The sequence below is a fragment of the Streptomyces sp. NBC_00252 genome (assembly GCF_036187565.1).
Taxonomy (GTDB): Bacteria; Actinomycetota; Actinomycetes; order Streptomycetales; family Streptomycetaceae; genus Streptomyces.
This window is the reverse complement of sequence record NZ_CP108087.1, coordinates 9,279,592-9,301,515: the sequence shown is the minus strand read 5'-3', so window position 1 is coordinate 9,301,515 and position 21,924 is coordinate 9,279,592. Positions and strand designations below refer to the sequence as shown.

Annotated in this window: 22 protein-coding genes; 12 read left to right on the top strand and 10 right to left on the bottom strand. The window is 71.6% G+C overall.

The features are described from left to right. The first annotated feature begins 46 nt into the window (after positions 1–46). The gene (locus OHT77_RS41435) at positions 47–1,780 is read left to right on the top strand and encodes a cholesterol oxidase substrate-binding domain-containing protein (protein ID WP_443048181.1); all 1,734 of its coding nucleotides are present in this window, start codon (positions 47–49) and stop codon (positions 1,778–1,780) included. Here the strand turns inward: OHT77_RS41435 and OHT77_RS41430 are convergent. Genes OHT77_RS41430 through OHT77_RS41420 form a run of 3 tightly spaced genes read right to left on the bottom strand, consistent with a single transcriptional unit; the run spans position 1,777 to position 3,324 of the window. Then, entirely contained in the window at positions 1,777–2,442 is a 666-nt protein-coding gene (locus tag OHT77_RS41430) for a dihydrofolate reductase family protein (protein WP_328833502.1), read from the bottom strand. The two genes, OHT77_RS41435 and OHT77_RS41430, sit on opposite strands and share 4 nt — an antisense overlap. Continuing rightward, positions 2,442–2,978, bottom strand: a complete 537-nt coding sequence (locus tag OHT77_RS41425) for an SRPBCC family protein (RefSeq protein WP_328833501.1) — start codon at positions 2,976–2,978, stop codon at positions 2,442–2,444. The genes OHT77_RS41430 and OHT77_RS41425 overlap by 1 nt, the downstream gene beginning before the upstream one ends. Beyond that, positions 2,962–3,324 carry an ArsR/SmtB family transcription factor gene (locus OHT77_RS41420; RefSeq protein ID WP_328833500.1) on the bottom strand — a complete coding sequence of 121 codons (363 nt, stop codon included), beginning with the start codon at positions 3,322–3,324 and terminating at the stop codon, positions 2,962–2,964. Before OHT77_RS41420 ends, OHT77_RS41425 begins: the two co-directional genes overlap by 17 nt. Before the next feature lie 133 nt (positions 3,325–3,457). On the opposite strand from OHT77_RS41420, the gene OHT77_RS41415 reads away from it, so the two are divergent. Continuing rightward, entirely contained in the window at positions 3,458–4,429 is a 972-nt protein-coding gene (locus OHT77_RS41415) for a squalene/phytoene synthase family protein (RefSeq protein WP_328833499.1), read from the top strand. A 143-nt stretch (positions 4,430–4,572) separates the two neighbouring features. On the opposite strand, the gene OHT77_RS41410 is transcribed toward OHT77_RS41415, so the two are convergent. From OHT77_RS41410 to OHT77_RS41395, 4 genes are all read right to left on the bottom strand, one after another. Beyond that, on the bottom strand, positions 4,573–5,163 hold the full coding sequence (locus OHT77_RS41410) for a TetR/AcrR family transcriptional regulator (RefSeq protein WP_328833497.1): 591 nt from the start codon (positions 5,161–5,163) through the stop codon (positions 4,573–4,575). Beyond that, positions 5,160–6,653, bottom strand: coding sequence for an MFS transporter (locus tag OHT77_RS41405; RefSeq protein WP_328833496.1), 1,494 nt, complete (start codon positions 6,651–6,653; stop codon positions 5,160–5,162). The genes OHT77_RS41410 and OHT77_RS41405 overlap by 4 nt, the downstream gene beginning before the upstream one ends. Before the next feature lie 119 nt (positions 6,654–6,772). After that, positions 6,773–7,984, bottom strand: coding sequence for an FAD-dependent monooxygenase (locus OHT77_RS41400; RefSeq protein ID WP_328833495.1), 1,212 nt, complete (start codon positions 7,982–7,984; stop codon positions 6,773–6,775). 197 nt (positions 7,985–8,181) lie between these two features. Continuing rightward, positions 8,182–8,877, bottom strand: a complete 696-nt coding sequence (locus tag OHT77_RS41395; RefSeq protein WP_328834483.1) for a ribonuclease H family protein — start codon at positions 8,875–8,877, stop codon at positions 8,182–8,184. Between the two features lie 119 nt (positions 8,878–8,996). Between OHT77_RS41395 and OHT77_RS41390 the strand changes: the two genes are divergently transcribed. Beyond that, positions 8,997–9,929, top strand: a complete 933-nt coding sequence (locus OHT77_RS41390; protein ID WP_328833494.1) for an SDR family NAD(P)-dependent oxidoreductase — start codon at positions 8,997–8,999, stop codon at positions 9,927–9,929. A gap of 17 nt (positions 9,930–9,946) precedes the next feature. After that, complete coding sequence (locus OHT77_RS41385) at positions 9,947–11,158, top strand: low temperature requirement protein A (protein ID WP_328833493.1); 1,212 nt, start codon at positions 9,947–9,949, stop codon at positions 11,156–11,158. A 2-nt stretch (positions 11,159–11,160) separates the two neighbouring features. Here the strand turns inward: OHT77_RS41385 and OHT77_RS41380 are convergent, their stop codons facing one another. After that, a complete protein-coding gene (locus OHT77_RS41380) occupies positions 11,161–11,628 on the bottom strand; it encodes a nuclear transport factor 2 family protein (RefSeq protein ID WP_328833492.1) in 468 nt (155 codons plus the stop codon). Between the two features lie 57 nt (positions 11,629–11,685). On the opposite strand from OHT77_RS41380, the gene OHT77_RS41375 reads away from it, so the two are divergent. After that, positions 11,686–12,297, top strand: a complete 612-nt coding sequence (locus OHT77_RS41375) for a TetR/AcrR family transcriptional regulator (protein ID WP_328833491.1) — start codon at positions 11,686–11,688, stop codon at positions 12,295–12,297. Positions 12,298–12,310: 13 nt separating this feature from the next. On the opposite strand, the gene OHT77_RS41370 is transcribed toward OHT77_RS41375, so the two are convergent. Beyond that, complete coding sequence (locus OHT77_RS41370; RefSeq protein ID WP_328833490.1) at positions 12,311–13,105, bottom strand: VOC family protein; 795 nt, start codon at positions 13,103–13,105, stop codon at positions 12,311–12,313. A gap of 121 nt (positions 13,106–13,226) precedes the next feature. Here OHT77_RS41370 and OHT77_RS41365 point away from each other — a divergent pair, with 121 nt between their 5' ends. From OHT77_RS41365 to OHT77_RS41350, 4 genes are all read left to right on the top strand, one after another. Further along, entirely contained in the window at positions 13,227–14,237 is a 1,011-nt protein-coding gene (locus OHT77_RS41365; RefSeq protein WP_328834482.1) for a zinc-binding alcohol dehydrogenase family protein, read from the top strand. Between the two features lie 210 nt (positions 14,238–14,447). Further along, the gene (locus OHT77_RS41360) at positions 14,448–15,890 is read left to right on the top strand and encodes a family 2B encapsulin nanocompartment shell protein (protein WP_328833489.1); all 1,443 of its coding nucleotides are present in this window, start codon (positions 14,448–14,450) and stop codon (positions 15,888–15,890) included. A gap of 16 nt (positions 15,891–15,906) precedes the next feature. Continuing rightward, on the top strand, positions 15,907–16,956 hold the full coding sequence (locus OHT77_RS41355) for a family 2 encapsulin nanocompartment cargo protein terpene cyclase (RefSeq protein ID WP_328833488.1): 1,050 nt from the start codon (positions 15,907–15,909) through the stop codon (positions 16,954–16,956). A 56-nt stretch (positions 16,957–17,012) separates the two neighbouring features. After that, positions 17,013–17,894: a geranyl diphosphate 2-C-methyltransferase gene (locus tag OHT77_RS41350; protein WP_328833487.1), complete on the top strand. Its 882-nt coding sequence runs from the start codon at positions 17,013–17,015 to the stop codon at positions 17,892–17,894. Positions 17,895–17,897: 3 nt separating this feature from the next. Here OHT77_RS41350 and OHT77_RS41345 read toward each other — a convergent pair whose 3' ends face one another. After that, positions 17,898–18,308 (bottom strand): STAS domain-containing protein, encoded by a 411-nt coding sequence (locus OHT77_RS41345; protein WP_328833485.1) that lies wholly within the window; start codon positions 18,306–18,308, stop codon positions 17,898–17,900. Positions 18,309–18,540: 232 nt separating this feature from the next. Between OHT77_RS41345 and OHT77_RS41340 the strand changes: the two genes are divergently transcribed. The 3 genes from OHT77_RS41340 (at position 18,541) to OHT77_RS41330 (ending at position 21,903) form a co-directional block, all read left to right on the top strand. Next, on the top strand, positions 18,541–19,215 hold the full coding sequence (locus OHT77_RS41340) for a response regulator transcription factor (protein ID WP_328833484.1): 675 nt from the start codon (positions 18,541–18,543) through the stop codon (positions 19,213–19,215). An 8-nt stretch (positions 19,216–19,223) separates the two neighbouring features. Then, positions 19,224–20,888: a hybrid sensor histidine kinase/response regulator gene (locus tag OHT77_RS41335; protein ID WP_328833483.1), complete on the top strand. Its 1,665-nt coding sequence runs from the start codon at positions 19,224–19,226 to the stop codon at positions 20,886–20,888. Between the two features lie 154 nt (positions 20,889–21,042). Continuing rightward, a complete protein-coding gene (locus OHT77_RS41330; protein WP_328833482.1) occupies positions 21,043–21,903 on the top strand; it encodes a hypothetical protein in 861 nt (286 codons plus the stop codon). Positions 21,904–21,924 lie beyond the last annotated feature (21 nt).

The following is a 21,924-nucleotide window of genomic DNA, read 5'->3' as shown; positions in this document are numbered from 1 at the left end:
TTCTACAGGGTGCCTACTCGTGTCAACGCCCACCTAGCGTGTGCGCGTGACCGATCATGTGGCGAACAACCTCCAGCCGGGGAACGGCAGTTCCGCTCCCTGGACCCGTCGGGGCTTCCTCCGCTCCGCGGCGGCCCTGGCCGTCGTACCCGTCCTCCTGACGGCCGATCCGGCCGTCGCCGCGGCCGAGTTACCCGATTTCCCCGCCGAGGTCGGCCTCTACCGCTCCGCGTACCGCAACTGGGCCGGCGAGATCACCGCCGACGGCCTGTGGGCCTGCGCCCCGACCGACGCCGACCAGGTGCTGTCCGTCGTCAACTGGGCCTGGCGGCACGGCTGGCGGGTCCGCCCGCGCGGCGCCTCGCACGGCTGGTCACCCCTGACGATCGAGTCCGGTACGACGTCCGACGCGCCGGTGCTGCTGGTCGACACCGCCCCGCACCTCACCGGCATGGCGCTGGACTCCCGTTCGGCGGTACGCGCCGGCACCGGCATCACCCTGGAGGCGCTGCTCACCTTCGTGGAGGGCCACGGCCTCGGTCTCACCGCCACGCCCGCCCCGGGTGACCTGACGCTCGGCGGTGCTCTCGCCGTCGACGCGCACGGCACGGCCGTACCGGCGCACGGCGAGCAGCGGACGGCCGGGCACACGTTCGGGTCGCTCAGCAATCTGGTGCTGGAGCTGACGGCCGTGGTGTGGGACGCGGACACGGGTGCGTACGTGCTGCGGACCTACACGCGCGACGAGGCTGACTGCGCGGCGCTGCTCACGCATCTGGGGCGGGCGCTGGTCACCGAGGTCGTGCTGCGGGTCGGGGCCGACGCGAACCTGCGCTGCCTGAGCCGTACGGACATCCCGGCCGCCGAGTTGTTCGCGGCGCCCGGGTCCGGCGGGCGGACCTTCGCGAGCTTCCTGGACGCGTCGGGGCGGGCGGAGGCGATCTGGTTCGCCTTCACCGAGTTCCCGTGGCTGAAGGTGTGGAGCGTGGCGCCGACCCGCCCGCTGACCTCGCGGCGCGTGTCGTCGCCGTACAACTATCCGTTCTCCGACAACGTGCCGACGGTCGTCGCGGATCTCGTCGGGCGCATCGTGTCCGACGCGGCCTGGTATCTGGCGCCGGTGCTCGGCAACGCCCAACTCGCCGCCGCCGCGCTGGGGTTGACGGCGACGCTGTCGGCGGACATCTGGGGGCCGTCGAAGAACACGCTGCTGTACATCAGGCCGACGACCCTGCGGGAGACCGCGAACGGGTACGCGGTGCTGACCACCCGGGCCCAAGTGCAGCGCGTGGTGCACGAGTTCACCGCCTTCTACAAGAAGCGGCTCACCGCGTACGCCGCGCTCGGGCGATTCCCCGTCAACGGCACCGTCGAGATCCGGGTGACCGGCCTCGACCACCCCGCCGACACCGAACTGACCGGCGCCCGCGCCCCGTTGCTGTCCGCACTGCGCCCGAGCACCGCGCACCCGGAGTGGGACACGGCGGTCTGGCTGGACGTCCTGACGCTGCCCGGGACGCCCCACGCGGAGGAGTTCCTGCGGGAGTTGGAGCAGTTCCTGCTGCGCTCGTACGACGGCACGGACGCGCTGGCCCGGGTCGAGTGGTCGAAGGGCTGGGCCTACACCGAGAAGGCCGGGTGGAGCGACGAGGAGGTGCTCGGCTCGGCGATCCCGGGGTCGTTCGGGGAGTCGGTGTGGGGGCAGGCGGCGGGCACCTTCGACCGGCTGGACCCGCACCGGGTGTTCGGGAACGCCTTCCTCGACCGGCTGTTCGGCTAGCGCTTCGCGGTCGTGTAGGTCAGGTGGGTCACCCGGGACGAGGCGTCCGAGCGGGCCTGGGTCAGGGCGAGCCGGTCCGGGTCCACGTGGTCGAACAGGCGGATGCCGGTGCCGAAGAGCACCGGCGCGAGCGTGATCGAGAACTCGTCGACCAGGCCTGCGTCCAGGTACTGCTGGATGGTCTCGGCGCCGCCGGAGATCCGCACGTCCCGGTCGCCGGCGGCCTCGCGAGCCTGGTCGAGGGCGCTCTCGATGCCGTCGTCGACGAAGTGGAAGGTGGTGCCGCCCGGCCGCTCCCACGGGTCGCGCGGGGTGTGGGTGACGACGAACACCGGGGTGTGGAACGGCGCTTCCTCCGGCCAGGACTGCTCACCGGCGTCGAACATGCGCCGCCCCATGACGCTCACGCCGGTGCGCTCGAAGGTCGCCCGGGCGACGTCGTTGTCGGTGCCCTCCTCGCCGCCCTCGCCGAATTTCAGGTTCTCCCGGAAGAAGCGGGTCGGGAACACCCACGCCTGCAGCTCCGACCACTTCGCCAACCAGCGCCGGACCCGCGGGTCGCTCTGCCCCTGGGGCGAGAAGACGTCCTCGAAGGGCACGTTCTCCGGTGCCATGAAGCCGTCGAGCGACATCGTCACGCTGAAGAACACCTTGCCGGCCATCAGCCCTCAACTCCCTTTGGTGCGGCCCCGTCCGGGGTGATTCCGGGCCGGGCGAGTTCGGCGACGTAGGCCGCCAGGTTGTTCAGCGTCTGCTCGCCGGCCTCGATCGCGTGGTACTTCTCCACGGCCTCGTCGCGGAGTTCCTTGGTGGGGAACAGTGTGCGCATGATGATCCGGGTCCGCTCGCCGGCCGCTTCGAAGGTCAGGGCCGACTCGAAGGAGTTCGGGTCGTCGCGGGACTCGCCGTGCAGCAGCTCGATCCGCTCCGGCGGGACGATCTCCCGCCAGGTGATCCACTCCTGGTAGTCGGTCCCGTCCGGCCCGTGCATCACGAAGTCCCAGGCGCCGCCGACGCGGAACGCGAAGGACCGGGTCGTGGTGGTGAAGCCCTCCGGCCCCCACCACCGCGACAGATGCCTGACCTGGGTGAACGCCTCGAACACCAGCTCTCGCGGGGCGTCGATCTCCCGGGAGATCACGACCTCGCGGTCCGCGGTCGTGCGGGCGGCCCCGCCGCCGTCATCGGTCGTCGCCATCGTGTGGTCCTTCCTGTCTTTCCCGCTTCAGCTCCTGGACGTAGTCGTCCAGTCGGCCGAAGCTCTCGTTCCAGAACCGCTCGAAGCCGCCGACCCACGCGTGGACCGGCCGCAGCCCGCTCGCGTCCAGGCCGTAGAGCCGCTGCCTGCCCGCCTCACGGACCGTGACGAGCCCGACCTCGCGGAGGACCCGCAGGTGTTTGGACGCCTGCGGCTGGGTCATCCCGAGGTCGCGCGCCAGGTCGGTCACCGGTCGCTCGCCGAACCTCAGCAGCACCAGGATCTCCCTGCGCTGCGGTTCGGCGATCGCGTTGAACGCGTCCGAGGTCGTCGCCGCTCGTGCCATGACACCATCGTATGCCCATATGGGCATGTGTCAACGTCGACCGGCCGGTCAGCGGCGCCGCGCCCCGCGCCAACTACGCTTCCGGGGTCACTCGCCGCGCCGGACGGACGAGGACGGAAGCACGAGGAGAGTCGTGACCCGCTGGTCCACCGCCCTGAAGACGGCGGGTGTCACCGACCCGAGACTGCGGCGCGCCTACGACGCCCAGCGCCGGCTCGTCCGCAGGTTCGCGCCGCACGAATACGCCGCCGTACGGCTGCTGTTGCCGCCGGAGCTGCATCCCCCGGCCGTCGCCGCGGTGGCCTACATGCACGCGACCGACGAACTCATCGACACCGGCGCCGTGGACGTCCGTACGACGGTCCTCGCCTCCTGGGACGCGCGGACCACGGCAGCCCTGGACGGGGGTGAACTCCCCTCCGACGAGACCCTGTCGGCGCTCCGGGACACCACGCTCCGGCATCCGTACCTGGTCGCCCGGGTGCGGGCCTTCCTGGACGGCGCCACGGTCGAGGCGCGGTGGACCGGATTCGCGACGGAGGCCGACTTCCAGGCCTACGTGGACAGTTACGCGCTGCCCGCCCTGATGCTCACCGCGTCGCTGCTCGCGCCCGATCCCGACGCGGGACCCGACGATCCCTACGTCCGGGGGTGCCGGGCGCTGATCGAGGGACTCCAGCGCACCGACTTCCTGGCCGATCTCGCGGAGGACGCCGAGGACGGCCGGATCGGCATCCCGGAGGACGAACTGGTCCGGCACGGGCTGAAGTTCGAGGATCTGCGCGGCAGGTCGGAGGCCGCCGTGCCCGCGCTGGAGCGACTGGTCCACGAGCAGGCCGACCTCGCCGAGGCCACGCTCCCCGAGGGCCGCACGCTGCCCGCTCTGGTCGCCGCCGAGCACCGCCCGTTCCTCGACGCGCTGATCGCCGTCCAGGAACTGCGGCTGCGCGCGGTGCGGCGCGAGGGCGGGAGGCTGATCAGGCGCGGGGCGAACCCGTCGGTCCTCGGCGGCCTCGGGATCCTGGCCCGGCAGTACCGGCGCGCACGGGCGGCACGGCGCCGGGCCCGCCAGGGCCTGCCTGACAATTCCCGTCGTCGCCCGTAGGGCGGCCGGGCGCCGTCAGGTGCGTGCTCTCGGCGTGCCGGGCGTGGGCCCTCGTACTGGTTGTACGTGGGTCCGCGCCCGGCACGGCGAGAGTGCGTGCATGGCGTCGCCCGGCAGACGGGAATTGTCAGGCAGGCCCTGGGTCAGCGAGGCGTCAAGTGGGCCTGCACGGTGGGTCCGTAGCGCTCCACGACGGTGTCGATGGCGGTCGCGCGCAGCCGGGTGCCGCGCGCGATGCCGTACATGACGCCGAGGCCGAGGATGGTCGCGACGGCGAGTTCGGCGCGCAGGGCGGGATCGGGGCCGGAGAGGCGCTCGGTGAGGCGATCGATCACCTGGGCGCGGAAGTTGACGCGCAGGACGTCGCCGCGGTCGCCCTGGATCGGTGCGAACGCGATCCGCAGCAGCGGGTCGGCGCCCCGCTCGCGCTGGCTGACCAGGACGTGCCGGACCATGTGCTGGCCGAGTCCGTCGAGCGGGGCGTCCAGGAGGTCCGCCGCGTCGGTCTCGAAGGACATGACGCGGGCGAAGAGGGCGTCCTTGTTGCCGAAGTACTTGAGGATCAACGGCGCGCTGACACCGGCGCGTTCGGCGACGGCCTTGAGGGTGATGTCGGCGTGCGCGTTGCGCGCGAGGAGGTAGCGGGCGGCCCTGAGGATGGCCGCCTTGGTCGCCTCGGCGTCCCGGCGGGCGGGCGGGGACGCGGTGGGGGGAGGGGTGCTCACGGCACTCATGCTCCCTCCAGTGCCCCGTCCCGCGCGCCCTCGGCGCGGTCCGGGGTGCGCAGCGTGTCGTCGGGAGCGGGGTCGCCCGGGATGGTCAGGGCCGCCGCGCTGGCGACCAGGGCGATGACTCCGGCGATGCCGAACGCCATCAGGTAGCCGTGCAGCGTGGGCAGCGGGAGCCTGCCGACGAGGCTGGTGTGGTGGACCAGCACGGCGGCGACCACGGCGCTGGAGGTGGCCTGGCCGATGGTGCGCATCAGGACGTTGACGCCGTTCGCGGACGCGGTCTGACCGGCCGGGACGGCGCGCAGGATGAGGGTGGGCAGCGCCGAGTAGGCGAAGGTGGTGCCGGTGGCGACGACCGTCGCGCCGAGGATGATCGTCCACAGGTCGCGGCTGTCGGCGATGCGCACCACATAGCCGAGCGCGATGATCGCGGCGCCGATGGCGAGCGTGACGCGCGGCCCGCGTGCCGCCGAGATCCGGGCCGAGACGGGCGAGAGCAGCAGCATGGTGACACCGCCGGGCAGCAGGCACAGCCCGGTCTGCACGATGGACAGTCCGAGCCCGTAGCCGGTGGCCTTGGGCGCCTGCACCAGTTGCGCGGTGACCAGCGAGTTGGCGTAGAACGCGAAGCCGGTCAGCAGCGCCGCCACATGCGAGAGGCCCACCCTCGGCCTGGACACCAGCCGCAGGTCCACCAGGGGCTGTTCCACCCGGAGTTGCTGCCACCACCACAGCCCGAACACGACGACCGTGGCGAGGAACAGCGACAGGATCCGCCCACTCCCCCACCCCCACTGCCCGCCCTGCGACACCCCGAGCAGCAGACACACCAGGCCTACGGCCAGTCCGAGCGCGCCGAGCACGTCGAAGCGGCCGGGTTCGCGGACGGGCGACTCGCGCACCGCCCACCAGATCGCCCACACGCCGAGCGCGCCGAGCGCGCTGGTCGCCCAGAACATGACGTGCCAGTTGGCGTACTGCACGATCAGCGCGGCGAGCGGCAGTCCGAGCGCGGCGCCGATGCCGACGGTGGAACTCATCAACGCGACGGCGCTGCCCCGGCGTTCGGGGGGAAGTTCGTCGCGCAGGATGCTGATCGACAGGGGGACGACGGCCGCGGCGGCGCCCTGCAGGGCGCGGGCGAAGATCAGGACGCGGATGTCGGAGGACAGGGCGCACATGACCGAGCCGACGGTCATCAGCGCGAGCGCGCTGGTCAGCACCCGCCGCTTGCCGTACATGTCACCGGCCCGGCCGAGCACGGGGGTGAGGACCGCGCCGGAGAGGAGGGTCGCGGTGACCATCCAGGAGACGGCGCCCGCGGAGGAGTGGGTGAGCCGGGGCAGCGACGGCAGCAGCGGTACGACGACGGTCTGCATGACCGCCATGAGGATGCCGCCGAACGCCAGCACCGGAACGGTGAGCCGGTCCCGGAAGGGGGTCCGCCCGGCGAGGCTGCCGGACGGCTCGGGTATCGGGACGGGCTGACCCATGGGCACTCCAGTGCTGGCGCATAAAGAAGGTGAATGGCTATTCACCTTATCCAGTGAATAGCCATTCACCCAAGCTCGCCTGGAGCGCTCGCGGAGGCCCGCTCGCTCCCGCCGGGCGCCTACTTGCGGGTCGCGAGCGCCCGCGCGTGGACGGTCCGCGCGACCTTGGGCCCGAGCCAGCGCTTGAACCGGCGCAGCGGTTCCAGGCTTCCCGCCGCCTTGTCGATGCCGTAGTACACCTGCGGCGGGACGTACGGCAGCAGCGGCGAGTGACGCTGGCCGAGCAGGGCGAACATGCGGTGCGGGGGCAGGTCGATGTAGCGCTGGAGGTTCTCGTACCACTGGGCGCTGTAGCGGGCCGCGCTCTGGATGGACAGCAGGGCGGCCTTACGGCGCTGTTCGTAGGCGGCGAGGGCCTGCGGCAGTGATGTGCGCTCGCGCAGGGCGTCGGCGAGCGCGATGGCGTCCTCCAGGGCGAGAGTGGTGCCGGCGCCGATGGAGTAGTGGGTGGTGTGGGCGGCGTCGCCGAGCAGGACGAGGTTGTCGCGGTGCCAGGTGCGGTTGGTCAGGGTGCGGAAGTTGAGCCACTGGGCGCTGCCGTCGGCGGAGGCGCGGCCGATCAGGGAGTGGCCGTCGAGAAGGTCGGCGAAGAGCTTCTCCAGCAGCGCGAGCCCGTCGGCCTCGGGCGCGGCGTCGAGGCCGAGGCCGGTCCAGGTCTCGGGGGCGCACTCGATGACGCAGGTGCTGCCCTCGGGACCGAACGCGTAGCCGTAGCACCAGATCCAGCCGTGGTCGGTCTCGACGAACGCGAAGGTGAAGGAGCCGAAGACCTTGCTGGTGCCGAGCCAGATGTACTGGTTGCGGCCGGGTACGAGGTCGGCGCCGAAGTGGTCGGCGTGACGGGAGCGCAGCGCGCTGTTGACGCCGTCGGCGGCGACGATCAGATCGGCGTCGGGCAGGTCGTCCGCCGTGACGTCGTGCTCAAACTCCAGCCGTACGCCCAGGGTTCGGGCCCGTTCGGCGAGGATCTTGAGGAGGCGGTGGCGGCCGATGCCGTGGCCCTCGTCGCCGGGCTGGGTGGTCGTCAGGTCCCGGACGCGGGCGACGCCGTCGCTCCAGCGCACCGAGTGCTCGTCGACGGCCTGCGCCGACTCCGGGTCGTACTCCCGGAGTTGGTCGAGCAGCCCGCTCCAGTACGTCACACCCCAGCCGTAGGTCGAGCCCTCGGGGTTGCGCTCGTAGACGGTGATGTCGTGGGACGGGTCCTGACGCTTCAGCAGGATCGAGAGATACAGACCGGCGGGCCCGCCTCCGACACAGGCGACCTTCACGCGCACACCCCTGGGGATTACTCAAAGTGGTCAATTGGCACCGCAGAGTAGCAGGCCGAGCGCATGCGGCCGCCACCTCGACCCGAGGGGACGAGGCGCGTCGTTGACGGACTCCCCGAGGAGGCAGGAGCACCGGAGGGAAACGCGGGCGGGTCCGCTTCGGCGGACCCGGTCTCACCGCGGGCCGGACCAGGCGCCTACGCCTCGGCGGTGCGGCACTCCGGGTGGCCCCAGCCCTTGTCGTTCTTGCTGATGGGTTCGCCCGCCGCGTACGCGCGACCGCAGAGGCAGCGGCCGGGGAACTTGGCCTTGATGGTGCGGGCGGCCGAACTCGCGCTCTTCCGGGCCGACTTGGCCGCACCCGCGCGGGCGGGCTTCTTCGGGGTGTCGGGCGAGGGGGGCGGTTCCGGGGAGCCGAGGTCGCTGCCCGCGGGCTCCTGGACGATGGCCGCGTGGCTGGCCGCGCGGTCGGCGAAGTCGTTCAGCGGGTCGCCGTCGACCTGGTGGGCGGGGACGTAGCGGAACTCGACCGAGCGGCCGCCGAGGAGTTCGTCGATACGGACGACCAGCTCCTGGTTGGCGACGGGCTTTCCGCCGGAGGTCTTCCAGCCGTTGCGCTTCCAGCCGGGCAGCCAGGTGGTGACCGCCTTCATGGCGTACTGCGAGTCCATGCGGATCTCCAGCGGCACGTCCGGTGCGGTCGCCGTCAACAGGCGCTCCAGCGCGGTGAGTTCGGCGACGTTGTTGGTGGCCTTGCCGAGCGGCCCCGCCTCCCAGCGGGCCGGGCTCTCCTTGTCGTCCGACACGACCCAGGCCCAGGCAGCCGGCCCGGGATTCCCCTTCGAAGCCCCGTCGCACGCGGCCACCACACGTTCACGCATGCGCTCGATCATGCCATGGCCGCACGGCACGCCCCGCACACCCCCGTACGAGCGGGCGGCGTTCACAGGCGACTGCTAATATACAAGTGTCAATTAGTCCACCTTGCTAGTCCACCTTGTTGGGATGCCAGATGTTCAGTGCGGACACAACCGCCACCGAAGTGATCGACGGCGTCGACCTGCACGGCCGCCGGGCCGTGGTGACCGGGGCCAGTTCCGGGATCGGGGTGGAGACGGCCCGGGCGCTCGCCGCGGCGGGCGCCGACGTCACCCTCGCCGTGCGGGACACCGAGGCGGGCGCCCGGGTCGCGGAGCGCCTGGAGAAGGAACTTCCTTCCGGGTCGGGGCAGTTGACGGTCGGGCGGCTCGACCTGGCCGACCGGTCGACCATCGCCGCGTTCGTGGCGGCCTGGCAGGGCCCGCTGCACATCCTGGTGAACAACGCCGGGGTGATGGCCACGCCTCGGCTCACCCGCACCCCCGAGGGCCGGGAGTGGCAGTTCGGCGTCAACCACCTGGGCCACTTCGCCCTCGCCATCGGCCTGCACCCCGCGCTCGCGGCGGCGGATGGCGCGCGGGTCGTCTCGGTCAGCTCCATCGGCCACCTCTTCTCCCCCGTCGTCCTCGACGACCTGGACTACCGCTTCCGCCCTTACGACCCGTGGACCTCGTACGGGCAGTCCAAGACGGCCAACGCCCTGTTCGCCGTGGGTGCCGCCGAGCGCTGGGCCGACGACGGCATCACGGCCAACGCGCTGATGCCGGGCAACGTCGGTGAGACGTCCCTCGCCCGGCACATGGACATGGACCAGGTCGCCGCGTTCATCGCCTCGGGCGACCTCGCGCTGCCGCCGCAGAAGTCGGTCGAGCAGGGCGCCGCGACCTCGGTCCTGCTGGCCGCCTCGCCGACCGTGCAGGGCGTCACCGGCCGCTACTTCGAGGACTGCGCCGAGTCCCGTCCGGTCACCGAGCGGGCCGGTGCCGTCGCCGGCGTCGCCCCGTACGCCCTGGACCGGGAGAACGCGGCCCGCCTGTGGGCCGTATCCGAAGATCTCGTCCGCTAGCCCTCTACGCTGCGCGCATGACCTCGCGACAAGAGCAATGGGCCCTGCTGCGCCGTCACTTGTGGCAGCCCCCGCGCCCCCACGGGGAGCAGCCCCGCGAGCGGGTGGTCGGCCCGCTCGAACTCTTCTACGACCTGGTCGTGGTCGTGCTGGTCGCGCAGGCCGCGCACCATCTGTCCGGGGAGCTGGACTGGCACGGACTCGGGCTGTTCGCGGCGGTGTTCGCGCTGGTGTGGATCGCCTGGCTGAACGGCAGCCTGCATCACGAACTGCACGGGCACGAGGACGCGCGCGGCCGGAGCATGTTCCTGCTGCAGATCCTCGTGCTCGTCCCCCTCGGCGCGTTCATCCCCGGCGCGGGCGGCGAGCACGGGGCCGCGTTCGCGGTGGACGCGGGGGTGCTGTTCGCGGTGCTGGCGCTGCTGTGGCTGCTCGCCTCGCGCAGTGACACCCCCGAGTTCCGGCGCCCCAGCAAGCTGTTCGTGACGGGGACGGCGGTGTGCGCGGTGGTGCTGGCCGCGAGCGCCGCCCTGCCCGCGGACGCCCGGGTGCTGACGTGGGGTGTGCTGGCCGTCGTCTACCTGGCCGGGTTCGTGGGCGTGCTCGGGCGGGCCATTCCGGAGCGGGTGGTCGCGTTCAGCGTGACCGACGCGCTCACGGAGCGGTTCGGGCTGTTCATCATCATCGTGCTCGGCGAGAACGTGACCGGGGTGGTCGACGGACTGGCCCACGAGCCGACCAACGCGCTCACCCTCGCCGTGGGGATGGTGGCCGTGGTGGTCGGGTTCGGCGCGTGGTGGACGTACTTCGACTTCGCTGGGCACCGGCTCCCGAAGCCTGCCCGCGCGAGCGCCCTGCGCTGGATGATGGTGCATCTGCCGCTCACGGCGGCGGTGGCCGCGATGGGCGCCGCGATGGTGGGCCTCGTCGAGCACGCCCACTCCGGCCGCACGCCCGCCGCCACGGCGTGGGTGCTCTGCGTGGGCGCGGCCGTGGTGCTCTGCGCGACGATGACGATCGCGACCTCGCTGCGGGTGTGGAGCGAGGAGCCCGGGCTGTACCGGCCGCTGGCCCGCACCTGTGTCGCCATGGCGGTGCTGTGCGTGGGGTTGGGCGCACTGCGCCCCGCTCCGCTCGTTCTCGGCCTGGTGCTCGTCCTGCTGCTCGGCATCCCCTGGGGCCTCGCCGTGGCGAACCGTGTGTCCCACTACGAGGCGCCGGCCGTGTGACGTCAGGGCGTCGAGGGGCGCGTCTCGGTCCAGTCGACCATCAGACGGCGTTCGGCGAAGTACCAGTCGCCGCCCTGCTTGGTGAACTGGTCGAGGTAGCGGATGGAGGCGATCATCAGCGTGCGCTGCCCGGACTCGTCGACGCCGATGTGGTGGGCCAGGCAGTAGCTCTCGCCCGTCGCCCGCTCGCCGTCCAGGGTGACGGTGCTCTGGCCGTTGAAGTGGGTGGTCGCCCGGTAGGTGTTGAGGTTGTCGAACACCGGGGCCAGGGACTCGCGCCCGCGCAGGGTCTGCGTCGGCTCGGCGGCCGTGGCGTCCATGAACACCAGGAACCGGGTGTCCTCGGTGAACAGGCTCATCTGGCCCTTGGCGTCGCGCCGGTCCGCGCAGTGGGCGTAGGCGTCGATCAGCTCGCGGATGGCCAGCCGGTCGGCGGCCTCCCCGGGTGGGATCTCGGTGTGCGAGGCCATGGCCGTTCCTTTCGCCACACTATTTGACATGTGTATAAAATCACTCGTCATGACAGAGTGCAACGGGAACCCTGGGAGGGCAGAGCACTGAGCGACCGGATCGATCCGCGCATCACCCGCACGACGCGGGCCTTCGAGGAGGCCATCGTGGAGCTGGCCGGCCTGCGGCCCGTCTCGCAGATCACGATCGGCGAGCTGGCCGACCGCGCCGGGGTCACGCGCGCCACGTTCTACAACCGCTACAGCTCCCCGCTGGACCTGCTGATCCAGGTGCTCCACGCCGACCTGGAGCGCGGCCACCGGCTGGAGGCCGAGCGCCGCGCGCAGGGCGACTCGGCCCCGAAACTGCTGCGGCTGGCCACGGCGGAGGTCGCCGACCACGTCGAGCGGTACCTGCCGATATACCGGCACGCGCTCGACGACCCGGCGGACAGCGGGGTGTACGAGGCGCTCGTGCGCCACTTCAGCGACTACACGCTGGACTTCATGGGCTCCGGCCACCACGGGGTGCTGCCCGAGGCCAACCGTCAGGTGATCGCGCAGTTCATGGCGCGCGGCTTCGCGGGAGCGATCAGGGCCTGGCTCGACGACCCCTCCGTCACGAAGGAGGACCTGGTCGACGCGGCCGTGGCCTGCGCTCCCGCCTGGTGGGCGACCGACGGAAAGTGAACGACCGCCCCGGCTAGACGTCCGTGCTCGTGGGCACCTCGCCCTGCGTCCTGGTCACGTCGATCACCGTGAACGAGGCGCCCTGCGGATCGCTGAGCGCCGCGAACCGCCCGAAGGGGCTGTCCGTCGGGCCGAAGCGCACGATGCCGCCGAGCTCGGTGGCCTTGGCGACGGCCTCGTCGCAGTCGGGGACGGTGAAGTAGACGTTGACGTACGACGGCACCTCGGGCGGGAACTCGTCGCCCATCCGCATCCGGCCCAGCACCGGCTGGTCGCCGAGGCTGTACATCCGGTAGTCCATGTCACCGCCGTCCATCTGCTTCTGCGCGTACGGGAAGACGGCCGCGAAGAACGGGTCCGCCTTCTCGGGCTCGCGGGTGAAGACCTCGGCCCAGGCGTAGGCGCCGGGCACGGCCACGGCCTCGAAGCCCTCGTGGGCGTCGCCCTGCCAGACGCCGAAGACGGCGCCGCTGGGCTCACTGGCCAGGCACATCGTGCCGAAGTCACCGACCTTCATGGGCTCCATCAGCACCTGGCCGCCGTTCTCGCGGATCTTCGTGGCGGTGGCCGCCGCGTCCGGTGACGCGAGGTACAGGCACCACTGCGACGGGCTCTCCTGCCCCGGCATCGGCGGTACGACGGCCGCGACGGCCTTGTCGCCCACGAATGCCTGCGTGTAGTTGCCGTACTCCGACGACGCGTCGCCGAAGGTCCAGCCGAGGACCTCGCCGTAGAAGCGCTTTGCTCCGTCCACGTCGCTGAACATCGCGTCGGCCCAACAGGGCGTTCCCTCAGGTTGTACGGCCATGATCGCGGCCCTCTCCGATAGGTCGGGTTGTCCCAATTCTCACGCTAGTCATCCGGGGAGCGGGGCGCGCGCCGAACGCGGCGGTCCGTTCCACACTGGACGTATGGCTGATACGACGACGATGCGCGCGTGGGCCGTGACCGAACCGGGGCCCGTCGAGGCGGGTGTCCTCCGGTTGGTGGAGAAGCCGTTGCCCAGCCCCGGGGATGACGAACTGCTCGTGCACGTGCGCGCGTGCGGGGTGTGCCGCACCGACCTCCATGTCACCGAGGGCGATCTGCCGGTGCACCGCCCCGGGGTGACGCCGGGGCACGAGGTCGTCGGCACGGTGGCCGGGTTCGGGGCCGGGGTGAGCGGCTTCGCGGTCGGTGACCGGGTGGGCGTCGCGTGGCTGCGCCGTACCGACGGGACGTGCGCGTACTGCCTGCGCGGGGCCGAGAACCTGTGCCCGCGCTCCGAGTACACCGGCTGGGACGCGGACGGCGGCTACGCGGAGTACACGACCGTTCCGGCCGCGTTCGCCCACCGGCTCCCCGCGGGCCTGGACGACACGGCCTTGGCGCCACTGCTCTGCGCCGGGATCATCGGCTACCGCGCGCTGCGCCGCTCCGCCCTGCCCCGGGGCGGCCGGCTCGGTCTCTACGGCTTCGGGGGCAGCGCCCATCTCTGCGCGCAGGTGGCGCTCGCCGAGGGGGCCACCGTGCATGTGCTGACCCGGGGCGAGGCCGCGCGGCGGCTCGCGCTGGAGCTGGGGGCGGCCTCGGCGCGCGACGCGTACGAGGCACCGCCGGAGCCGCTGGACAGCGCGATCCTGTTCGCGCCGGCCGGCGAGCTGGTGCCGGTGGCGCTGCGGGCGCTCGACCGGGGCGGGGTCCTCGCGGTCGCGGGCATCCACCTGAGCGACACCCCGCCCCTGGACTACGAGCACGAGCTGTTCTACGAGAAGGAGGTGCGCAGCGTCACCTCCAACACCCGTTGGGACGCACGGGAGTTCCTCGACCTGGCCGCCCGGTACGGCGTGCGCGCGACGACGCACACGTATCCGCTCTCGCGGGCATCGGACGCCCTGAGCGACCTCAAGGCGGGCCGCTTCGACGGGGCGGCGGTGCTGGTGAACGACCTCAACGGGTAGGCGGCGCGCGGAACTTCACGCGGGTCAGGTGTTCGCGCGCCCCGCGCGCCGGGGCGCGGGAACGATCTGTTCCGCTCTCCGCCTCGATCGGGGGTTTACACCCTTCGGGGCGTGAAGCCGCCCCCCGTGCGCGGTTACCGGTCGTTGGCAGGACTGTTTGGCTTGTACACCGACGACGCGCTCACCCCTGTTCACCTCCCGGGAGGGAAAGTGTCCACTCCGGAAAGCGCCACCGGTCCCGCCACCGACGAACCCGACCCCGCGAACCCCGGCAACGGGCAGCTCACCAGCCTCAGCACCGTGGCGGCCCGCCAACTCGCCACGACGACCAAGTCCGAACCGCAGATGCAGGCCATCACCTCGCGATGGCTGCTGAAGATGCTGCCCTGGGTGGACGTGCGGGGCGGTGCCTACCGGGTCAACCGGCGGCTCCAGCTCAGCGTCGGCCGCGGCCGGGTGCAGTTCGAGCAGAACGGCGCCGACGACATCAAGGTCATCCCCCAGACGCTCACCGAACTGCCGGTGCTGCGCGGGTACTCCGACGCGGAGGTCCTGAAGGAGATCGCGGGCCGCTTCCGGGTCCGTGAGGTGCGGGCCGGCCAGGTCCTGTTCGAGGCCGGACAGCCCGTCACCGAGGCCTACCTGGTCGCGCACGGCCGCTTCACCCGCTACACCGCCGGCAAGTACGACGAGGAGGAGGTCCTCGGGGTCGTCACCGACGGCGACCAGATGGGCGACGAGGCGATCGGGCAGTCCGACCCGCTGTGGCTGAGTTCGGTGCGGGCCGAGACCGCGGGCGTCCTGCTGGTGCTGCCCTGGGACGTGGTGGCCGAATTCACCGACCGCGTACCGTCGTTGGCCGCCCATCTGGAGGCGTACGCCGAGCGGCAGCGGCTGCCGATGAACCGCAAGGGCGAGGCCGACGTCCCGGTGCAGGCCGGCCATGTGGGCGAGCCGACGCTGCCCGGCGGCTTCGTGGACTACGAACTCGCCCCGCGCGAGTACGAGTTGTCGCTCACCCAGACCGTGCTGCGGGTGCACACCAGGGTCGCCGACCTCTACAACGACCCGATGGACCAGACCCAGCAGCAACTCCGGCTCACCATCGAGGAGATCCGTGAGCGGCAGGAGTGGGAGCTGGTCAACAACCGGGAGTTCGGGCTGCTCAACAGCATCGACTACACCCAGCGCATCAGCACCTTCACCGGCCCGCCGACCCCGGACGACCTCGACGAACTCCTCGCCATGCGGCGCAAGACGCGGCTCTTCCTGGCCCATCCGAAGGCGATCTCGGCGTTCTTCCGGCAGTGCAACAAGCGCGGTCTGGTACCCGGTACGGCGAACGTCGACGGACACGAGATCCCCGCCTGGCGCGGTGTGCCGTTCTTCCCGTGCAGCAAGATCCCGATCACCCCGCAGCACACCAGCAGCATCATCGCGCTGCGCACCGGGGAGGCCGACCAGGGTGTCATCGGGCTGTTCCAGACCGGTATCCCCGAGGAGTTCCAGCCCGGCCTGAACGTGCGCTTCATGGGCATCGACTCGGCCGCGATCATCCGCTACCTCGTCACCGCGTACTACTCGATGGCCATCCTGGTCCCCGACGCGGCGGGGATCCTCGAGAACGTCCAGATCGGCCGGACGGCCGAATGACGGCGTGGAGCACTTCATGACCACACCCACCACGACCTCCCTCCCGCTCCCCGGGCCGCCGAACCTGGCCCGTACCGTGCGGGCCCGGCGCACCGGGGCGATCCCCGGTCTCAAGTACCAACCCGTGGCACCGGCCGATCCGGAGAAGGCCGCGGAGATCGACCGCAGGCTGGAGGCCTGGGCCCGCGAGCTCGATCTCTTCCCGGCAGAGTGGGACGGGGACTTCACCGGGTTCCAGTTCGGCCGGGCCGTGGTGCTCCAGCACCCGGGCGCCCTCGACCTCGAACGGCTCACCGCGGCAGGCAAGTTGCTGCTCGCCGAGAACATCGTCGACAGCTGCTACTGCGAGGAGGACGAGGGCAAGGGCGGCTCGCACAGCGGCCTCGGCGGACGGCTGATCTTCGGGCAGTCGGCGCTCGACCCCTTCCACTCCACCCCCGAGTACGAGGAGGAGTGGCGGCTCGGCGTGCAGGCCGACGGCCCGCGCCGCTCGTACCACTTCGCCCTCAAGGACTACGCCCTCCTCGCCACCCCCAGCCAGACAGACCGTTTCGTCCACGACATCGCCCGCCTCCACCTCGGCTATCTCGCCGAGGCCGCCTGGGCGGAGACCCGGTACAAGCCGCGGGTCTGGGAGTACCTGACGATGCGGCAGTTCAACAACTTCCGCCCCTGTCTGTCGATCGTGGACGCGGTCGACGGCTACGAACTGCCCGAACAGGTCTACGCCCGGCCCGAGATCCAGCGGGTCACGGCCCTGGCCTGCAACGCCACCACGATCGTCAACGACCTCTACTCCTTCACCAAGGAGCTGTCCGAACCCGACCACCTGAACCTTCCCCAGGTCGTCGCCGCCAACGAGCGGTGCGGGCTGAAGGCGGCCTATCTGAAGTCCGTCGAGATCCACAACCGGATCATGGACGCCTTCGAGGAGGAATCCGCGGAACTGTCCGCACTCTCGCCCCTCGTCGAGCGCTACACCCAGAGCCTGGCCGCCTGGGTGGCCGGCAACCACGAGTGGCACGCCACCAACAGCCACCGCTACCACCTGCCCAACTACTGGTAACAGAACGGCCCCTGACGGACCGTCAGACGTACGATGTACGACGCAAGGAGTCACCGTTGACCACTGCCGACGCCGGCCCCACCACCCCCACTGCCCCGGTGCCGACCCAGTCCACGTACCAGAACCGTGTCGCGGACTACTGGAACGCCGAAGAGAACCCGGTCAACCTCGACCTCGGACAGATCGACGACCTGTACCACCACCACTACGGGATCGGCGGTGCCGACGAGTCCGTGCTCGACGACCCCGACCCCGTCCGGCGCCGTGAGCGGCTCACCGCCGAACTCCACCGCCTGGAACACGCGCAGGCCGAACTCCTCGCCTCCCACCTCGGCCAACTCACCCCCGCGGACCGGGTCTTCGACGCCGGCTGCGGGCGCGGCGGCGGCAGTGTCGTGGCGAACCTGCGCTACGGCTGCCGGGCGGACGGGGTGACGATCTCCACCAAGCAGGCCGAGTTCGCCAACGCGCAGGCCCGCAAGCGGGGCATCGACGACAAGGTGCGCTACCACCACCGCAACATGCTCGACACCGGCTTCCCGACCGGTGAGTTCGCCGCGTCCTGGAACAACGAGTCCACGATGTACGTGGAGTTGGACCTGCTGTTCGCCGAACATTCCAGGCTGCTGCGCCGCGGCGGACGCTATGTGGTGATCACCGGCTGCTACAACGACACCTACGGGCGGGCCTCGCGCGAGGTGTCCCTCATCAACGCCCACTACATCTGCGACATCCACCCCAGGTCGGAGTACTTCCGGGCGATGGCCCGCAACCGCCTGGTGCCCGTCCACGTCCAGGACCTCACCGAGGACACGATCCCCTACTGGGCGCTGCGCAAGCAGGCCGACCATCTGGTGACGGGCATCGAGGACACCTTCCTGGACGCCTACCGCAACGGCAGCTTCCAGTACCTGCTGATCGCGGCCGACCGGGTCTGAGACTCAGCGCCCGGCGATCCTGGAGGCCGCCTCCGGGAGCCCGGGCTCCGGGTCCAGCACGTCCAGCGTGCCGTGCGCCCGCAACAGGCGCACGGTGCGCGGGGCGCACACCACGGCGAACCCCGCCTCGCTCTCCCGCACCCGGCGGCGGAACCGCAGTACCAGGTTGAGCCCGGTGGAGTCGATGAACGTGGTGCGCCGCAGATCGACGACGTAGGCGGGCGCCCGCAGCGCCACGACCGAGTCGAGCCAGTCGCGCAGCGGGGTGGCGTTCGCGAGGTCGACGTCCCCGTGCAGGTCGACGACGAGCAGGCCGTCCCGCGCGCCCAGCAGGGCGTGTGCGCCGGGTGCGGGCCAGGCCGCGGTGGGCACCGGCGCCAGGCTGTTCCCGGGCAACAGGCTGTTCTCGTGCAAGGTGTTCCGTCCCCGTTCCGTGCCCGCCGCGCGCGAGCGCGCGATCCGGCGCGGGTCCGTGCGGCGGCTTCGACATCCCCGCACCGCACGAGCCCGCGCCGGAACTCCCCCCGAGCGGCTCCCCCTTGAACCGTGGGTACCAACTGTTCTACCTTCGCCACATGGTCGGGGCATCAACGCCCGCTCATCAGCGACACAACGAGCGGGCAGCAGGTGGGCCAGGTGATCCGGAATGCGTCCGCACCTCGCCCTGATCGAGGACGAACCCGATTTCGCACTGATGTGCCGTTCCTATCTGGAACATGAGGGATTCACCGTCACCTGGGCCATGGACGCCCGCGCCGGCAAGTCCATCCTCTACGAGAGCCGCGTCGATCTCGCCGTCCTCGACCTGGGTCTCCCGGACGGCAGCGGCCTGGAACTCCTGCGCGCACTGCGCTCCACGAGCCGCCTCCCGGTCATCGTGGTCACCGGCCGGGGCGCGGAGACCGACCGGGTCGCGGGCCTGGAGATCGGCGCCGACGACTACCTCGTCAAGCCGTTCTCGCAACGGGAGTTGGTGGCCCGGATCAGGGCCGTGCTGCGCCGCTCCCAGCCGCCGGAGGCCCCGGCGGTGCTGCGGGTCGGCTCGCTGCGCATCGACACGGCGGCCCGCCAGGCGTCGGCCGACGGCGTCCTTCTGACGCTACGGCCCAAGGAGTACGCCCTGTTGGAGATGCTCGGTGAGGCGCCCGGCCGGGTGTTCTCCACCGAGCAGGTGCTGGAGCGGATCTGGGGCGCCTCCTGGCAGCAGCCGGCGACCGTGATCGAGCACGTGTACCGCCTGCGCGGCAAGCTCGCGGCGCTCCCCACGCCCGCACCCCGGATCACCACGGTCCGCGGCTACGGCTACCGTCTCGACCCCTGAGAGCCGCCATGCCGCCCGCCGCCTCCCCGGACTTCCGGCTCCTCTTCGACTCGGCGCTGTCCCCGCTGCTGGTGCTCACCCCCGACTTCACGATCGTCGAGGTCAACCGCGCGTATCTCGCGGCCACCCGTACGGAACGCGCGATCGTCGGGCAGCGCATCTTCGACGTCTTCCCCGACAACCCGGAGGACCCCTCGGCCGACGGGGTCGCCAACCTGCGCCGCTCACTGGAGTCGGTGGTGGCGACGGGCCGTACGGACACGATGGCCCTGCAGCGCTACGACATCCCCGGCGGCGAGGCGGGCACCTTCGCCGAGCGCTACTGGAGCCCCGTCAACACGCCCGTCCTGGACGTCGAGGGCCGGGTCACGCACATCATCCACCGGGTGGAGGACGTCACCGACTTCGTGCATCTGCGCCGGGTCGGCCGCGAGCAGGAACGGGCCGTCGCCGAGGCGCAGATGCGGGCGGAGGGCATGGAGATCGACCTGTTCGTCCGGGCCCGGGAGATCCGCGAGGTCAACGAGCAGCTGAGCCGCGCCAACGCCGAACTGGACGCGGCCGGACGGCAGTTGAGGGAGGAGCAGCGGGCCAAGGACCGCTTCATCGCCACGCTCTCGCACGAGCTGCGCAACCCGCTCGCCGCCGCGACGGCCGCCGTGGAACTGCTCGCCCTCGACCTGCCGGACGGCGGTCATCCCGCACTGGCCGTCCTGGAACGGCAGTTGGGCACCCTGGTGCGGATGAGCAACGATCTCCTCGACGGGACAAGGGCGTTGACCGGCCGCCTGGAACTGGTCCCCGAGCGGGTGGACCTGCGGTCCGTGGTCGACAGCGCGTGCGCCGACATCCGCAGCCTGTTCGGCCACGAGGAGCGGACCCTTCAACTCACCCTCCCGGACACGCCTGTTGTGGTGGACGGCGACCGGCTGCGACTGGCGCAGGTGCTGGCCAACCTGCTGTCCAACGCGCTCAAGTACACCCCGCCCGGCGGCCGTACGGAGGTCCGCCTCACGACCGAGGAGGGGCGGGCCAGGCTCACCGTGCGGGACGACGGCATAGGTTTCCGACCCGCCCAGGCGGAGGACCTGTTCGGCGTCTTCACCCGCGCGGCCCCGGCGGGCCCCAACACCCCTGAGGGGCTTGGCCTGGGGCTCGCGGTCGCCCGTACGGTGGTCGACCTGCACGGCGGCCGGATCACCGCGCACAGCGAGGGCCCCGGCAAGGGGGCGAAGTTCACGGTCCTGCTCCCCCGGGCCGACGACACGGCCCTCGAGCCGCCACGACCGTCCGCGCGACCTCGCGCACGGCGCCAGCTCGCCATCCTGATCGTCGAGGACAACACCGACCTGGCCGCGACCTACCGCACCCTCCTGGAACGCCAGGGCCACCACGTCACCGCCGTCCACACCGGCGCCGACGCGCTCACCGCGACCGAGTCCGACGTCTTCGACGTGGTCCTGTGCGACCTGGGCCTGCCCGACACCGACGGCTACACGGTGGCCCGTACGGTACGCGCCCGCCCGCACGGCTCCCGGCCGCGCCTGATCGCGGTCTCCGGCTTCAGCCAGGGCACCGACCGCTCACTCTCCCGCGCGGCAGGCTTCGACGCCCACCTCGCCAAGCCGCTCCCGCTGAACGATCTGCTGGACCTTCTGGAGGAGCCCACTTAAGAGCGCGGGGCCCGTTGGGGTGTGGCCTGCCACACCCAGGTCGGGCGGCCTACCGCAGTGACCGGGTGATGCTCGGCGCGACATCGTGATCGGCATGACCGGGGGCCCGCCAAGGCGCTGCCCCTCCCTCCCCGATCGCAGCGAAGGATTCCCCATGCGCATCCCCAAGGCAGCCGTGCCGCGACCGGCGAGGGTGCCCGGCCGGGCACTGGCCGTGCTGGTCGCCCTCGCCGTGGCACTCGGCGCCGCGTTCGTTTTCGCCCCGAGCAGGCTGGCGGCGAACGGATCGGAAAGCGGCTTCTCCGAACAGCAGGGGCTCGTCGACGCCTTGCGCCCCGCGTTCGTCGCGTACTGGCGGTCCGGCGACCGGCGATTCCCCCCGGAGCTTGAGCGGGTCGTCGACTACTGGTTCCGCTTCCACGTGGTCAAGGGCGTCCTGGCCGGGGCCCTGCTGATCGTGCTCGTCGCTCTCGGCGTCCTGCTCTGGAGGGCGTTCCTGAGGTCCGGCGGTCCCCGGGGCACGCCGGCCCTCGCGTCGGCCGCCGCCGTCACCAGTGTGCTGGCGCTGGTGTCACTGGCGGCGGTGATGGCGAACGTTCAGGGAGCGGTCGCCCCCTTCTCCTCGGTGACCTCGATGCTGCCGCTCGGCACGCCCGATGGCCAACTCGCCGGTGCCGTCGGCGAGATCAGGCAAGGGCTGGCCCACTACCCGGACACCAGCGGCCGGAACACGGCCGCCCTCCAGGTGATGGTCGACGACTTCGGCCGGTACCACGCGGTGCTCGCCGTGATGGCCTCCGTCGTGGCCGTCGTCCTGGCCGGTCCGAGCGTGACGGCGTGGCGGAGGTTCGCCGCGGCGGACCGGACCGATCGGCGGACGCGGCGCACGATGGGGTGGTGCGGTGTGCTGTCGGCCCTGGTGGCGCTCGCGCTGGTCGTCGTCGCGGTGGCCAACACGGGCACGGCGGCGGACCCCGCGCCCGCCCTCCTCGGCTTCTACGAGGGCGGCTGGTGAAGCGGCTTCGTGACGGCCGGG

Coding starts and splice junctions, on each gene's coding strand:
- OHT77_RS41425 (WP_328833501.1), bottom strand. CDS start 2,978: ATGGCGACGACCGATGACGGCGGCGGGGCCGCCCGCACGACCGCGGAC.
- OHT77_RS41405 (WP_328833496.1), bottom strand. CDS start 6,653: ATGGGTCAGCCCGTCCCGATACCCGAGCCGTCCGGCAGCCTCGCCGGG.
- OHT77_RS41410 (WP_328833497.1), bottom strand. CDS start 5,163: ATGAGTGCCGTGAGCACCCCTCCCCCCACCGCGTCCCCGCCCGCCCGC.
- OHT77_RS41390 (WP_328833494.1), top strand. CDS start 8,997: ATGTTCAGTGCGGACACAACCGCCACCGAAGTGATCGACGGCGTCGAC.
- OHT77_RS41340 (WP_328833484.1), top strand. CDS start 18,541: ATGCGTCCGCACCTCGCCCTGATCGAGGACGAACCCGATTTCGCACTG.
- OHT77_RS41365 (WP_328834482.1), top strand. CDS start 13,227: ATGCGCGCGTGGGCCGTGACCGAACCGGGGCCCGTCGAGGCGGGTGTC.
- OHT77_RS41330 (WP_328833482.1), top strand. CDS start 21,043: ATGCGCATCCCCAAGGCAGCCGTGCCGCGACCGGCGAGGGTGCCCGGC.
- OHT77_RS41430 (WP_328833502.1), bottom strand. CDS start 2,442: ATGGCCGGCAAGGTGTTCTTCAGCGTGACGATGTCGCTCGACGGCTTC.
- OHT77_RS41370 (WP_328833490.1), bottom strand. CDS start 13,105: ATGGCCGTACAACCTGAGGGAACGCCCTGTTGGGCCGACGCGATGTTC.
- OHT77_RS41380 (WP_328833492.1), bottom strand. CDS start 11,628: ATGGCCTCGCACACCGAGATCCCACCCGGGGAGGCCGCCGACCGGCTG.
- OHT77_RS41385 (WP_328833493.1), top strand. CDS start 9,947: ATGACCTCGCGACAAGAGCAATGGGCCCTGCTGCGCCGTCACTTGTGG.
- OHT77_RS41335 (WP_328833483.1), top strand. CDS start 19,224: ATGCCGCCCGCCGCCTCCCCGGACTTCCGGCTCCTCTTCGACTCGGCG.
- OHT77_RS41420 (WP_328833500.1), bottom strand. CDS start 3,324: ATGGCACGAGCGGCGACGACCTCGGACGCGTTCAACGCGATCGCCGAA.
- OHT77_RS41395 (WP_328834483.1), bottom strand. CDS start 8,877: ATGATCGAGCGCATGCGTGAACGTGTGGTGGCCGCGTGCGACGGGGCT.
- OHT77_RS41355 (WP_328833488.1), top strand. CDS start 15,907: ATGACCACACCCACCACGACCTCCCTCCCGCTCCCCGGGCCGCCGAAC.